Below are 13796 nucleotides of genomic sequence, written 5' to 3' on the forward strand. Positions count from 1 at the left end.
TGATCAATCCATCCTGCTTCCGAAGTTGGTTTGCTAAGTGTTGCTACTGTACCCCTTGATTCCTTAACAGGCTGTAATCGATGTCTTAACTTTGTAGGCTCCTGTTATCTCCTCTAAGTAAGATAAAAACTCGCCGGGAGTCAGGGGTTGGGGAGGGTTGGTGAAGGGACTCATGACGCATCTCCTGGCTTTTGGTTACAGGCAGGGGACTCCTGTAGGTTCCTAGTCTACCCAGCTCGAAGCACTTGCCCAGAGGACAGGAGTCTGGCAGAAGCTGCCCATCCTCGTTTTCGATAACCAGTGGCTCTCTATCAAAGGCGGGGGAGCCTGTAGGTTACCACCCAACAGGAGAAACGGAAGCTCTGTTTGCTGAAGGTCAAAACCTATGGGCGGTACAAGATTCGAACTTGTGACCCCTTCCGTGTGAAGGAAGTGCGCTACCACTGTGCTAACCGCCCTTACGTTCCACTCTAGCAACTGCTAGAGCTGGACTACTATCTTACACGATCGCACCGCCGCTGCACAGCCGGTTGGCTTGAGAAGTTGAGCTGGAGGTTTGACTCCGGCCGGAGATGGCCGGGATCCCGCTTGGGGGCTACAGTGAGGGACAGAGGCTGGGGGCACTATGGCCTACTTACCGACCGAAGAGGCAATTGCTCTGCTTATCGATTTGGCAGAACGGGGCGAGATTAACCCGTGGGATGTGCAGGTCATCGACGTCATCGATCGGTTTTTAGCCCGTATGGCTCCTGCTGCCAACAGTCATGACCTGTCGGAGTCGGGACAGGCTTTTCTCTATGCCGCTATGTTGGTCTATCTCAAGGCGATGGCGCTGTCAGAGCCGGAAGACGAAGAAAGTGAGGAGACCAGCCCGGTGGAGTTGGAGGAGGATCCCTGGCCCAGTTGGTCGTTGGCCCAACTGGATCGCGTGTTGCAGCCCAGGGCCGTACCCCGCCTGAGTCGGACTCGGCCCATCACCCTCAAAGAACTGATCGGCCACCTGCAGGAGCTGGAGACCTTTCTGGAACAGCGCTTTGAGCCTGCCTCAAGGCCCCTGGCTCAACGGGTTTCTCGCAAGCAACCGCTATCAGCGATCGCTCAGTTGGCCCACCCAGAAAACCTCGTAGAGACCACTGCCGAGCTGGAATCCCTGCTTGCCCAACTTTGGCAACAGGGTATCGCCCAAATCAGCTTTGACGACCTGCAGCAATACTTTTGCCAAGAAAGCTCTCTGAAAGGGAGTGGCGGGGCTTCTCACCCGATTCAGGTGTTCTGGTCGCTATTGCTCATGGCTTCTCGCTCGCAGGTGGAGCTTTACCAAGAGGAGTTCTACGGCCCCTTGACCATTCGTCCCTGCTCCAGGGGATCCCTGGTAGAATAGCTTCTACCCTGGGATCCCTTCCTGACCGCTTTCCATGAAGACTGCGGCTCAGTCGTGGTTGCCCTCCCGCTGACCCTCCACATCGCTCCGAGCCCGATCCGCCCGCTTGAGGTCTTCTCCGTTCAAGCGTAGGGGTAGCAAAGACTCCGCTTCGCTGTCACGGACGGCAGAGGTTTCCCGATCCAGGTAGTATTCTTCAAGGCGCTCGCTGCCGGGATGCTCTTCGCTGAGGGGCTCTGTGGCGCGAGGCGAAGGTGGGGAATGCAGTAACTCAGCAGGAGGACAATCCTCGGAAATAAGCAAATCCGAGGTGCTGAGCACCCCTTTCGGGATGGAGGAAAGGCGCTGGGCAACAGCTCCGATGCTCTCCAAACGAATCATCTCCTCCCAGGAGCAAATCTCCTCTTCGTCTTCCGTTTCGTAGCGAACCAGGATGGTATCCCCTTCGATATCGAGGATCTTGGCTCGTTCCAGCCAGCGTCCCTGATCGCGCAGGTAGATCCACACATCCTTGCCTTCGCGGCTGAGTTGATAGATCCTACGATGAAGCACGGTCCCCTCCTGAGATGAAAGATCCGGGCGAACTGTTGTGGGGGTTACCCAGTTCATCCTTCCATCTTAGCGGCTGGATCCCCCCGCTGTATGCTTTTCGCGCGGCGGGATGGAGCCTTTAATCTGGTCTTAATCTGGAAGGGATCCGGAAAGGCCGTCTCTCCATGCCCCAAGCCGTTTCAGAGTACCCAATAGTGAACATAGATACGGAAAACCATGCGCATTGCCATTGTCGGGTTGGGGTTGATCGGCGGATCCCTGGCCCTCAAACTTAGCAAAGAAGGTTACCCCGTCTGGGGGATCAGCCGCAATCGGGCCACCTGTCAGGAGGTGCTGGAACGGGGAGCGCTGCAGGGCTGTGGAACCGATTTGGCCCAGTTGGCTGATTTCGATCCCCAGGTGGTGGTGATCTGTACCCCCCTGGAGCAGGTATTGGTCACGCTAGCGGCCTTGGTGCCCCATCTATCGCCGCAGACGGTGGTGAGCGATGTTGGCTCGGTGAAGCAACCGATTGTTGCTCCAGCAACGGAGTTGTGGCCGCTGTTTGTTGGAGGTCACCCGATGGCCGGCAAGACGTTGCAGGGCATCCAGGCGGCAGAAGCCAGCTTGTTTCTGGGGCGGCCCTATGTACTCACTCCTCTCCCCCAGACGCAGCCGCAGGCGGTCGAGGCGATGAAAGAACTGGTGACAGCGGTTGGCGCAGAAGTTGTCCTGGCCGATCCGGAACGCCACGACCAGGCGGTGGCCTGGATCAGCCATTTGCCGGTCATGATCAGCGCCGCTTTGATCGCTGCTGTCGGCCAAGAGGAGGATCCCGACATTCTGGAATTGGCTCGCACCCTGGCCAGCAGCGGGTTCCGAGATACCAGTCGTGTCGGTGGCGGGATCCCGCAGTTGGGCCTAGAGATGGCCCGTCACAACCAGCAGGCGCTCCTGGCTGCCCTGCGCGGCTATCAAGTCCAGTTGGGGAAAATAGAGCGGCTGATCGAGGGCGAACGGTGGGAGGAGCTGCTACAGGTGCTGCAACGAACCCGGCAAGAATGGCAACAGTTCCGGGTCAATCAGACACCGTCCTGAGCGGCTACCTGTAGCTGCTGTAGAGGATCCCTGGCTCGACTTTGCCACTGCTCATTGGTGCCTTATTTTCCTTCGCAGAGATTTCTAGGGTAGGAAACATACTAGAGTAGGTGGACTAGCGATCAAGGCCTGTGAGCACCCTCCTTGCTGAAGATGACATCCTTTACCGCCAACATGTGCACAGTCTGCTGATGCAGCATCTGCCGCAGTTTGGCCCGGTGTACATGGCCTCCAACGGCAGAGAGGCATTGGAGCTCTACCGTCAGCACCGTCCCAACTTTCTTTTGTTAGACATCCGCATGCCCGAGATGAGCGGGATCGAGGTGGCTCGACAGGTTTGGTCGGAGCAACCCAGTACGCGCATCATTTTTTGGTCCCACTTTGCCGATGAGGTCTATGTGCGGGAGCTGCACAAGATCGTGCCGCCGCAAACCGTCTATGGCTATCTCCTGAAGAATTGCACCGACGAAAAATTGGTCAGTGCCATCCAGGCCGTGGTGCAGGATGAGCAATGTGTGATCGATCGAGAGGTGCGAGGGGTCGATTCCCGTTCGCAAAACAAAATTACCGGCCTCAGCGATGCTGAGTACGAGGTGTTGATCGATATTGCCCTCGGCCTCACCGATCAAGCCATTGCCGCACGGCGGTTTTTGTCGCGGCGAGGGGTGACCAATCGTCTGCGCAATCTCTACGACAAGCTTGAGGTGAGCAACGACCAAATTGAGAGCGAGGAGTGGGGCACAACTTTTAGCTTGCGGGCCCGCGCCATTCGCCTTGCCTTCAAGCGGGGTCTGATCAACGCCCAACTCCTGGATGAGGAGGAGGTGCACTTGGATCACTGGCTTAGCCGCTACCGCTTAGAGCCTTTGGATTAGTATCCAACCGGATAAAAAAAAGGAGGGGCTTGCTCGGATGCCTCCAGAGGCTTGGCTTTGTTTTGCCCCTGCCCAGAAGCTGTGCTGGGGAGGGCAATTGGCACCTCGATCATCCGCTCCGGTACCAGAGGCACCATGTCGGAGCGGTCGGCGATCTCCCGCAAGGAATTGGCGATGGACTCTTGGGTGAGGAGAAACTGTCGTTCGTTGCGCTGCATCTGCTGCCACAGTCGGTAGCGCTGGCTCCACCGGCTTTGGGTATGCACCGTCCAACTGTACACACTCAGCACCGACAACCCCGAGACGAGGGCCATGCCGGTGGAGATCTGCTTCCACCAGATCAGGTGCTCTCTCCAGGCGGGATCCCGGCTAGGGGGATAGGCTGATTTCGAGGGTTGGGGGCGACTGGTTCTGACTTTGCCGGCGGGGAGGGGCGGAGTAGTCCTTGGATGGGGACGAGGGGCCAAGGTCGCGGTTTTGCGCTGGACAGGGAGAGAACTGCGGCCAGGGCCCGCATTCAAAGTCTGGCTGACCATAGAGTTTGCACCTCACACACCAAGAAATTGCTGCCAACTGGGCCTCACTTTATCCGATCCCTACGCACCTCAGAGGGCCTCCAGGGGGCAGGGCGGCAACTTAGCTGCTGCGGGCAGCCACTCGCAGTTTGGCAGAGCGGGCGCGGGGATTGCGTTGCTGCTCCAGCTCGGAAGGGCCCAGAGGTTTGGGGGTGAGCACCTGCCAGCGGGGATCCCGGCGAAAGGCCCATTTCACTAGGCGATCTTCCAGGCTGTGGAAGCTGATTACAGCCAATCTGCCGCCGGGTTTTAGCCAATTGGGAGCCTGCGCCAGCAGGGTTTCTAGGGCCTCCAGCTCTCGGTTGACGGCAATGCGCAGGGCCTGGAAGACTCGCGTGGCTGGATGGATGCGACCTCGCCGCGCTGCCGGCGGCACTGCCTGCCAGACCACCTGAGCCAGTTGGGTGGTGGTGAAAAGGGGGCGGGATCGTTCGATGTGGTGGGCAATGCGGCGGGCAAAGCGCTCCTCGCCATAGCGGACAAAGATGTCAATCAAGTCTTCGACTGGCCGGCAATTGACCCAATCGGCGGCCGTTTCCTGACTGGCGGTGGGATCCATGCGCATATCCAGCGGCCCCTCAGCGCGAAAGCTAAAGCCCCGCTCGGGGCAGTCCAGTTGGGGCGAGCTCACTCCGAGGTCGGCCACGATGCCATCGAAAGGGATCCCCTGCCCTTGTTCATCCCGGAAGCCGTGACGCTGCAGATCAAAATCAGCGAAGTTGAGGTGCCAAAGCTGGATGCGCTCCTGGGGGATCCCTGCTGCGGCCAGACGCGCCTGGGCTGCCTCCAGAGCCGTCGGATCCCGATCCAGCCCCACCACGCGCTCTGCTCCCTTCTGCAGCAGCGCCAAACTATGTCCACCACCACCTAACGTCACGTCCAAAAAGGTGCCACCCTGCTGAGGGTGCAGGTAGGCCACCACTGCCTCCGTCAAAACAGACTCGTGGTGGTACAGAAGCATTTCCCCAAGCTGAGCTCTTGCCAAGTCCATAGGTGCAGGGGGTGGCTTTGATTCTTTCCCCGCTCAACGGGCCAGCTTTACCCATTGCAGGATCGGTAGGAAACTCTAGTACCATCAAACGCTAGCATTCACAACATAAGGGCCTGCAAAAAAAGGCCGAGGCCAGGCCCCGACCAAGGAATCCATGTTGTTAAGCTCATCCTCGGGGATAGGGTCGGCTGCCGTCAAAAGACGGGCTGTCTTCCAGTAGGTCAGGATCCTCTGGGTGCAAGGCCGACCGCCGGCAAGAGCAGGGCAGGTTTCAGCTTAACGTATGATTAAGACGGCTTTTGTCTTCGTCTGTTGTCACGGCTGCTGTGCTGACCACTGCTTCTTCTGCCGACATCCTGACGCTCTCGCCCGCCCGCGGCCTGCGCGGTCAAGTAAACATCCCCGGCGATAAGTCCATTTCCCACCGCGCCCTAATGCTGGGATCCCTGGCGGAAGGGGAAACCGTCATTCACGGGCTGCTGCTGGGGGAGGATCCCTGCAGTACGGCAGCCTGTTTTCGGGCCTTGGGGGCCGATATCCCAGAGCTCAACAGCGAGTGCGTCCGCATTCAAGGGGTGGGCTTGGATCGCCTGCAGGAGCCGGCAGATGTCTTAGACGCCGGCAATTCTGGCACCACCCTGCGCCTGATGCTAGGGATCCTGGCCGGCCAGGCGGGTCGCTTTTTTGCTGTTACTGGGGATCGGTCCCTGCGCTCGCGGCCTATGGGACGGGTGGTGGAGCCGCTGCGGCAGATGGGAGCGAACATCTGGGGGCGGGCGGGGGGCACCTTGGCGCCCTTGGCGGTGCAGGGGGGATCCCTGAGGGGGATCCATTACCACTCGCCGGTGGCCTCGGCCCAGGTAAAATCCTGTCTGTTGCTGGCGGGCCTGCTGGCGGAAGGCACCACGCAAGTTACAGAGCCGGCCCTTTCCCGCGACCACTCGGAGCGGATGCTACGGGCCTTTGGTGCCGAGATCCACGTGGATACGGCGGCGAAAACCGTGGCTGTGGTGGGAGGATCCCGCCTGGTGGGCCAGACAGTGCAGGTGCCAGGGGACATCAGCTCGGCGGCTTTCTGGCTGGTGGCCGCCTCGATTGTGCCGGAGAGCGAATTGCTGCTGCGGGACGTAGGCCTCAATCCCACCCGCACCGGCGTGCTGCAGGTGTTGCAGGAGATGGGGGCCGATATTTCCATTGAAAACCGCCGGGAAGTTGCAGGTGAACCCCTGGGGGATCTGCGGGTCCGCTCGGCTCGCCTGCGGGGCTGCAGCATTGGTGGCGATCTCATTCCCACGCTAATCGACGAGATCCCGGTTTTGGCGGTGGCGGCAGCCTTTGCCGAGGGGACTACGGTCATTCGCGATGCAGCGGAATTGCGGGTCAAAGAGAGCGACCGCTTGGCGGCCATCGCCCAGGAACTCAGCCGGATGGGAGCCCAGGTCACCGAATATCCCGACGGCCTGGAAATCCAAGGGGGGATCCCTCTGCAGGGGGCCGAAGTGGACAGCCATGAGGATCACCGCATCGCCATGAGCTTGATGGTGGCTGCCCTAGCCGCCCAGGGATCCACCACCCTTCGAGGGGCTGACTGTGCCCGCATCTCCTACCCCGACTTCATCCCCACCCTGCAGCGGCTGATCAACCCTTCGTCCGTGTCCTAGCCAGCCCAGCACCAACCTTTGCCGATGTCAGACCAGCCCATCGCCATCGAACACCTCTGCTTCCGGGTTCCTCCCGGTGGCCAGAGGGCTTTTGTTCTGCAAGACGAGCAGGTCTGGGGGCCCGCCCTGCACCAACAGCCGGGCTTTTTGGGCAAAGAGGTCTGGCTTGACGCCGAGGATCCCGAACTTGTTCACCTCATCATTCGCTGGGCCAGCCGTGCTGCCTGGAAAGCCTTCCCCTCGGAGCAGGCAGAAGCTTTGGATCGGCAGATGCGGCCTTTTTATGTGCGCCTAGAGCAGGCCAGAGAATACCAGCTCTGGCAGCCCGACCTATTGGGAGAGGGACAAGCCTGATTAGGGGATCCCTTGGGTCTCAAAGCCCACCTCGGCAGCCGTTGAGTCGGCCCTAGCGGATGCCGCCGCCCGCTCTTGTTCCACCAACTCCCGCAGGCTGGGCATGGCCACCGCCAGAGCCCCTTCGCGCCGTTGCAGCCCGACCTCAAAAGTTTCCGGAGTCACGATCCCACCGGAGATGAGCATCTTAAAAGCATCCTCCACCGGCATGAACACCTCCACCACCTGGTCTTCCGGCACAATGGCGTACCAGCCAGTGGTTGGGTTGGGCGTGGTGGGCACGAACAGGCTGAGGGAGCGCTGCGGTCCATCCGGTCGAATGGGAGTTTGAATGACGCCCGTTACAAAAGCTAATGCCCAAACCCCAGGCCGAGGATATTCCACCAGCACCACCCGTCGAAAGCGTTGGTTGTTAGGGGCAAATAAAACGCTGACCAATTGCTTCAGGGTTTTGTAGACCAGCCCCGCTATCGGGATTGCATGGAGCAACTGCTCGCTCAGGTTGAGCAGCCACTGGCCGACAATGTTGCGGGCCATGAAGCCGATCAGCAGGATGAACACAACCGGTGTCAACAAGCCCACCGCCAGATCGATGAGGTTGATCAAAATGGGGTGCAGCCCCTGGATGGGATTAAACTGCTTGGGAATGCTGGTCAAAAAGCCGATGCTCCAGGTGGCCACCTCCACCGTCAGCCAAATCGTAGTTGCCAGAGGGATCACCACCAGCAACCCCGCCACGAAATAGTTCTTAAGATGCTGTTTCCATTGAGAAACCATGGTGAGGTCGTTCCATCAAGTCGTTAATGAGTGGACGCACCGAGCCGACGTAAGCGAAACTTGCAGATGGCAATCATCATACCTGCCTTCTGCCTTGCCCTCATGGGGGGCAGCCACAACCTGCTCGGACAAAAAAACGGGCTGCCCAAAAGCGCGGAGCCCCAAACTTTCATGAGGCCGATAATGCTATCTTAGGTCAGTGTGAAACTTTGTAAAGGCAGGGATCCCGCCCGGAGGCGTTGTGGCCAAGCCCTGGGATAGTTCTGCCGAATGTCGTGTGGGAGGCCCCATGTCAGAGTCCGATTGGTTAGAGCACACCTGTCAGGTGGAGGTGCCGGTTCCCATCGAGCAGGTGTGGGAGCTGTGGGCCGACCTTGCCCTCATGCCGCGCTGGATGAAGTGGATCCGCTCGGTGGAATTGCTGGATCACGAGCTATCGCGGTGGACACTGGATACGCGCGGCTTTACCTTCAGTTGGATCTCCCGCACCCATACGGTGGTGAAGCATCAGCACATTGGCTGGCAATCGGTAGAAGGGCTTCCCAATCGGGGGGCGCTGCGGTTTTACGATCGCAAGGGCAGTACTATTGTCAAGCTGTCGGTGGCCTACAAGATCCCGGGACTCCTCGGCAAAATCTTGGACAGCCTGTTTGTGGGCAAAGTGGTGGAGAGTACCATTCAAGCCGACCTGGAGCGCTTCAAAGCCTATGCTCTGGAGCAGGCGGCGCGGGCCGCCGACAATGCCTCCACTGGCTAGCCTCGATCTTGCTGCAGTTTTCTGCTGCCCAGTCAACCGTTGCTAACCTTCCCTGTTGCCCAAGGTCTGCTTCATGTCCGATCCCTCCCTCGAGTCTGTCGTCGTTCTCTCTCATCAGCCGGTGGACAACCGCAACATTCGCTTCTCCCTGAAGCGAGACGATCTGGATCTGGATCAACTCCTAGTGTTGTTGAACCGCAACGCCTTTTGGGCCCAGAATCGCCGGCGGGAAGAGATGGAACGGGCCATCGCCCACAGCCACCCGGTGGTCAGCGTCTGGGACGGGGAGCGCCTCATTGGCTTTGGTCGCGCCACCTCTGACGGGGTTTACCGGGCTGTCCTCTGGGACATTGTGGTTGATCACGAGTATCGACGGCAGGGCATTGGGCGCAAGCTGGTGGAAACCCTGATCAGCCATCCCCACCTGCAGTCGGTGGAGCGCATCTACCTGTTTACCACCCATCAGCGTGGCTTTTACGAGCAGATCGGCTTTGTGGAAAACCCCAGCACTACTTTAGTTTTGTACGGTCGCTCGCCGGAGCTCTTGCTGACCCCTGCCGAACAGGCGCAGGCTTGAAAGGGGATCCCCGGGGCAAGGGGGAGGCGTGGGTGAGTGTATCTTGAACAACAGTGGGTTAGCTCGGCCTTGAGGAGAGGACGCGCTAGCCTAAAGCAAAAAGGGTGAGAGGGTGTACCTATGGCCAATCGCCTTGCCACGTGTTCCAGTCTTTACCTGCGCAAGCACGCCGAGAACCCAGTGGATTGGTGGCCTTGGATCCCGGAAGCTCTGGAGAAAGCCCGGGCTGAGGACAAGCCGATTTTTCTGTCCATCGGCTATTCCAGTTGCCATTGGTGCACCGTCATGGAGGGGGAGGCTTTTTCCAACCCGGAGATCGCCGCCTTCCTCAATGCCCATTTTTTGCCCATCAAGGTGGATCGCGAGGAGCGGCCTGATCTAGACAGCATCTACATGCAGGCGCTGCAGCTCATGAGTGGGCAGGGGGGGTGGCCCCTCAATGTCTTCCTCACGCCCGAGGACCTGGTGCCGTTCTATGCGGGCACCTATTTTCCGGTGGAGCCCCGCTTTGGCCGCCCGGGGTTTCTGACCGTACTGCAGCGCATCCTCCAGTTTTACCGCCAGGAAAAAGACAAAATCGAGACCATGAAGGGCCAAATCTTGGCGGCCCTGACCACCCTCAGTGACCTGGTGCCGGAAGACCATATTCCCCCTGATCTGTTGCGCTCCGGGATCCCCAAAATCCAACCTTTGCTGAGCAACGCCGGAGCGGTGCAGCAGTTCCCCATGATGCCCTACGCCCAGTTGGTGTTGCGCTCAGCTCGCTTCGACCCACCGGAAGGGATCCCTGGCTCGCCGACCGCCCTGGAACGGGCCAAAGAGCGGGCAATGGCGCTGGTGTTGGGAGGGATCTTCGACCATGTGGCCGGCGGGTTTCACCGCTACACCGTGGATCCCACCTGGACGGTGCCCCACTTTGAAAAAATGCTCTACGACAACGGGCAGATCTTGGAGTTTCTCTCTGAGCTGTGGGCCCACGGGATCCAGGATCCAGCTATCGAGCGGGCGGTGCGCCTGACGGTGGAATGGGTGGCGCGGGAGATGACTGCCCCTGCCGGATATTTCTACGCTGCCCAGGATGCCGACAGCTTTGCCCGGGCGGAGGACGACGAGCCGGAGGAGGGCGAGTTCTACGTTTGGCGCTGGCAGGAGCTGCAGGAGCTGCTGGATGAAGCAACCTTCCGCGCCCTGCAGCAGGCTTTTTTCTTGTCGCCCAATTTCCCCGACCGGCCCGGCTGCATCGTCTTGCAGCGCAAACAGGGGGGGGAACTGCCGCCGGAAGTAGAGACCGCCTTGACCACCCATCTGTTTCAAGCCCGCTACGGCTCCACAGAGCGGAGAACTCCCTTCCCACCTGCGGTAGATGCCCGCTCGGCCCGCCAGCAATCCTGGCCAGGACGCATTCCGCCCGTCACTGATACCAAGATGATCGTCTCCTGGAACGGCCTGATGATCTCCGGTCTGGCACGGGCCTACCAGGTGTTTGGCGACGAGGATTATCTGCAGTTGGCCCTGCGGGCTGCCCAATTCATCCTCAGCCAGCAGCGCCACCCCCAGACGGGATCCCTGCTGCGGTTGAACTACGATGGCACAGCCCAGGTACCTGCCCAATCGGAAGATTACGCCCTGCTGATCAAGGCCCTGTTGGATCTGCACCAGACCTGCCTGCCGCTGGGGGGGGATCCCAGCTCCCAGGACTGGCTGGAGGCCGCCATTCGGCTGCAGCAGGAGATGGACACACGACTGTGGGATGAGGCCAGAGGGGGGTACTTTGTCAGCGACGCCCAAAGCGCCCCTGAACTGTTGGTGCGGGAGAAAGAATTTCAGGACAACGCCACGCCCGCGGCTAATGGGGTGGCTATCGCCAACCTGGTGCGCCTGGCTGCCATCACCGGAGATCTGGACTACTTGGAGCGGGCAGAGCAGGCCCTGAAAACCTTTGCCCATGTCATGAGCACCCAGCCGCGCACCTGCCCCAGCCTCTTTGCCGGCTTGGATTGGTACAGCAACTGGGTGAAAGCAACCCTAGAGGCCGAGCACATTGCTGCGCTGCAGCAGCGCTCTTGGCCCACCACTGTCTTCGCCCTGCCCACGGAAGCGGAGCCGCTGCCAGAAGGGGCGCTAGGCTTGGTGTGCTGGGGCAGCAAGTGTCTGGCTCCGGCCAGCTCGCTGGAACAAATCCAGTCCCAGATTAGCAAGGGCCAGAACCGGGCCTACTGACAGCGGTTCAGCCTTCTCCAGAACAAGCCGGGATCCCTTCTGCTCTACCCAAGCCGCTACGGCTTAGCTCTGGTTCTCCACCCCAAAAAACTCGATGCGGTAGCTCTGGATGCGAGTGCCTGTCTTCTGCTCTACCTGGGCCAGCAGCTCCGGCGGCAGCTCCACATCCACGTCCAGAATGCGGTTGCTGTCCAGGCAGTTGACATGGCTGTGAGGATGGGTACGATTGCCGTAGCGGCGCCCATCGGCGCGATCCAGGCACTCGATAATGTTGTGGCTGGCCAGGGCCTCCAGATTTTGATAGACGGATGTGTGGCCAATGGGCTTGCCCTGCCGATTGAGGCGATCGTAGATCTCTCGAGCGGAAAGGTGCTCGCCGCATTGCCACAGCAGTTCCAAAATATAACGACGCTGCCGGCTAAGGCGCAGATTGCACTCCCGGCATCGCTCCAAAGCAGCTTCCAAAGAGTCTACAGGGCGAGGCATGGGCAAACCTCAAGTCATACCGAGTCTGAGATAGCCAGTTGCTCATTTATACTAGTCTAACATTTGCAAGTCGAAGTTTCTGAAGATTTGTTGCAAAATCTCCGCTGGCATAGACCTCTCCAAGCCGTGTGCAGAAGAAGTGGGGTCAATTATTGACGATATCCCTTCTACAATACCGCTGGGGTGTTGAGGAGAAGCAGGATGCGGCGGCGCCAAATGATCTTGGGCTTGTTGGGACTAGCCGGCAGCAGTGGATTGGTGGGGGCCTATTGGGCCAGTCGGCAGCGTCCTACTTCGGTACCTCTGTCCGCGGTGGTGGGAGGGGCGGCGCCCCCTACCCCTCGACCTACGCCCACGGTTGTCCCCCATCCAGAAGCTCCCCAGGGGCTTTACATCCCAGCCCGCCGCGACCTCCGCCTAATGGTGCTCAGCGACCTAAACGGCATCTACGGCTCGGTGGACTACGACCCAGAGGTGGATCGGGCTATCCGCCTCATCCCCTACTTCCAGCCGGATATCGTCTTGGGCGGAGGGGACATGGTGGCCGGGCAAGATCCCCGCCTCTCGGAGGAGCGCATCCGTGCCATGTGGGCAGCCTTCGACCGGCATGTGGCCGGCCCGCTTCGTGCTGCCAAACTGCCCTACGGCTTCACGCTGGGCAACCACGATGCGTCCTGTGCCCGCACCACGCGGGGCGGTTTTCTCTTCCAAAAAGAACGGGATCTGGCCCGCGAGTTTTGGAACGACCCGGCCCACGATCCCGGTTTGAACTTTGTGGATCGAGGCGACTTTCCCTTTTATTACACCTTCGAAAAAGACGGGGTGTTTTACCTAGTCTGGGACGCCACCTGCAACTACATCCCGCCGGAACAGATGGCCTGGGCGGAAGCAGCACTGGCCAGTGAACGAGCCCAGAAGGCCAAGTTGCGCATCGTCATCGGCCACCTGCCGCTTTACGCCATCACCGTCGGGCGTGACGATCCAGGAGAAGTGCTGCTAGAGGCAGACGCCAAACGGGCCCTGCTGGAGAAATATCGCGTCCACACTTACATCAGCGGCCACCACCACGGTTACTATCCCGGCCACAAGGGACAACTGCAACTGCTCCATTGCGGCATTCTTGGCGCCGGCCCCCGCCCCCTCCTGAATAGCCCCCTGCCTCCCCGCAAGACTCTCACCCTCATCGATGTGGACTTCGACACTCCGGAAGTTACCTACTACACCACCTACCACATGCGAGATCTGAGCGTGATCGACCAAGCCGAGCTGCCCCGCTTCATCACCGGCCACAACGGCCTGGTGCTGCGCCGCGATGTTAACTGGGACAACCTCACCCCCGAAGAAATCGCCACCTGCCGCGCCCGCATCGGATCCCTGTGCCACGATTGACCGGAAAAAAGCGGCGCAGGCCCCAGCATTTATGCCCGGGGATAAGCTACAGCCTGTTAATTTAAAATAGGGTACAGGTTTTAAGAGGAAGGAGAGAAGGGAATGCCAACCCATTCTTTGGATC

Annotated in this window: 13 protein-coding genes, 1 tRNA gene and 1 pseudogene; 9 read left to right on the forward strand and 6 right to left on the reverse strand. The window is 59.8% G+C overall.

What is annotated here, in order from left to right; all coding sequences use genetic code 11:
* Window positions 1-386: 386 nt before the first annotated feature.
* Window positions 387-458 (reverse strand) — tRNA-Val (locus NW845_RS10170).
* A 167-nt stretch (window positions 459-625) separates the two neighbouring features.
* On the opposite strand from NW845_RS10170, the gene NW845_RS10175 reads away from it, so the two are divergent.
* A complete protein-coding gene (locus NW845_RS10175; RefSeq protein WP_414378401.1) occupies window positions 626-1381 on the forward strand; it encodes a segregation/condensation protein A in 756 nt (251 codons plus the stop codon).
* Window positions 1382-1639: 258 nt separating this feature from the next.
* Here the strand turns inward: NW845_RS10175 and NW845_RS10180 are convergent.
* A pseudogene (locus NW845_RS10180) lies at window positions 1640-1933 on the reverse strand (DUF6679 family protein); the annotation flags it as partial.
* Between the two features lie 216 nt (window positions 1934-2149).
* On the opposite strand from NW845_RS10180, the gene NW845_RS10185 reads away from it, so the two are divergent.
* Together NW845_RS10185 and NW845_RS10190 are read left to right on the forward strand one after the other, a co-directional pair.
* Window positions 2150-3010, forward strand: coding sequence for a prephenate/arogenate dehydrogenase (locus NW845_RS10185; RefSeq protein WP_414365618.1), 861 nt, complete (start codon window positions 2150-2152; stop codon window positions 3008-3010).
* Between the two features lie 131 nt (window positions 3011-3141).
* Window positions 3142-3885 carry a response regulator gene (locus NW845_RS10190; protein ID WP_414365617.1) on the forward strand — a complete coding sequence of 248 codons (744 nt, stop codon included), beginning with the start codon at window positions 3142-3144 and terminating at the stop codon, window positions 3883-3885.
* Here the strand turns inward: NW845_RS10190 and NW845_RS10195 are convergent.
* Together NW845_RS10195 and rsmH are read right to left on the reverse strand one after the other, a co-directional pair.
* A complete protein-coding gene (locus NW845_RS10195; RefSeq protein WP_414365616.1) occupies window positions 3882-4199 on the reverse strand; it encodes a hypothetical protein in 318 nt (105 codons plus the stop codon). The genes NW845_RS10190 and NW845_RS10195 overlap by 4 nt on opposite strands.
* Window positions 4200-4521: 322 nt before the next feature.
* Window positions 4522-5451 carry a 16S rRNA (cytosine(1402)-N(4))-methyltransferase RsmH gene (rsmH, locus tag NW845_RS10200; RefSeq protein WP_414378402.1) on the reverse strand — a complete coding sequence of 310 codons (930 nt, stop codon included), beginning with the start codon at window positions 5449-5451 and terminating at the stop codon, window positions 4522-4524.
* Window positions 5452-5777: 326 nt separating this feature from the next.
* Here rsmH and aroA point away from each other — a divergent pair, with 326 nt between their 5' ends.
* The gene (aroA, locus tag NW845_RS10205) at window positions 5778-7112 is read left to right on the forward strand and encodes a 3-phosphoshikimate 1-carboxyvinyltransferase (RefSeq protein ID WP_414378405.1); all 1335 of its coding nucleotides are present in this window, start codon (window positions 5778-5780) and stop codon (window positions 7110-7112) included.
* A gap of 24 nt (window positions 7113-7136) precedes the next feature.
* Window positions 7137-7466 (forward strand): TIGR03792 family protein, encoded by a 330-nt coding sequence (locus tag NW845_RS10210; RefSeq protein ID WP_414365614.1) that lies wholly within the window; start codon window positions 7137-7139, stop codon window positions 7464-7466.
* On the opposite strand, the gene NW845_RS10215 is transcribed toward NW845_RS10210, so the two are convergent.
* Window positions 7467-8243, reverse strand: a complete 777-nt coding sequence (locus tag NW845_RS10215; protein WP_414365613.1) for a DUF502 domain-containing protein — start codon at window positions 8241-8243, stop codon at window positions 7467-7469.
* A gap of 289 nt (window positions 8244-8532) precedes the next feature.
* Between NW845_RS10215 and NW845_RS10220 the strand changes: the two genes are divergently transcribed.
* The 3 genes from NW845_RS10220 (at window position 8533) to NW845_RS10230 (ending at window position 11797) form a co-directional block, all read left to right on the forward strand.
* Window positions 8533-9000, forward strand: a complete 468-nt coding sequence (locus NW845_RS10220; RefSeq protein ID WP_414365612.1) for an SRPBCC family protein — start codon at window positions 8533-8535, stop codon at window positions 8998-9000.
* Between the two features lie 73 nt (window positions 9001-9073).
* Window positions 9074-9577, forward strand: coding sequence for a GNAT family N-acetyltransferase (locus NW845_RS10225; RefSeq protein WP_414365611.1), 504 nt, complete (start codon window positions 9074-9076; stop codon window positions 9575-9577).
* A gap of 120 nt (window positions 9578-9697) precedes the next feature.
* Window positions 9698-11797 (forward strand): thioredoxin domain-containing protein, encoded by a 2100-nt coding sequence (locus NW845_RS10230; protein WP_414378404.1) that lies wholly within the window; start codon window positions 9698-9700, stop codon window positions 11795-11797.
* Window positions 11798-11860: 63 nt separating this feature from the next.
* Here the strand turns inward: NW845_RS10230 and NW845_RS10235 are convergent, their stop codons facing one another.
* Complete coding sequence (locus NW845_RS10235; protein ID WP_414365609.1) at window positions 11861-12283, reverse strand: Fur family transcriptional regulator; 423 nt, start codon at window positions 12281-12283, stop codon at window positions 11861-11863.
* 201 nt (window positions 12284-12484) lie between these two features.
* Here NW845_RS10235 and NW845_RS10240 point away from each other — a divergent pair, with 201 nt between their 5' ends.
* Window positions 12485-13672: a metallophosphoesterase family protein gene (locus NW845_RS10240; RefSeq protein WP_414365608.1), complete on the forward strand. Its 1188-nt coding sequence runs from the start codon at window positions 12485-12487 to the stop codon at window positions 13670-13672.
* The last annotated feature ends 124 nt before the right edge of the window (window positions 13673-13796 follow it).

The organism is Synechococcus sp. H60.2, assembly GCF_047462315.1.
Classification (GTDB): Bacteria; Cyanobacteriota; Cyanobacteriia; order Thermostichales; family Thermostichaceae; genus Thermostichus.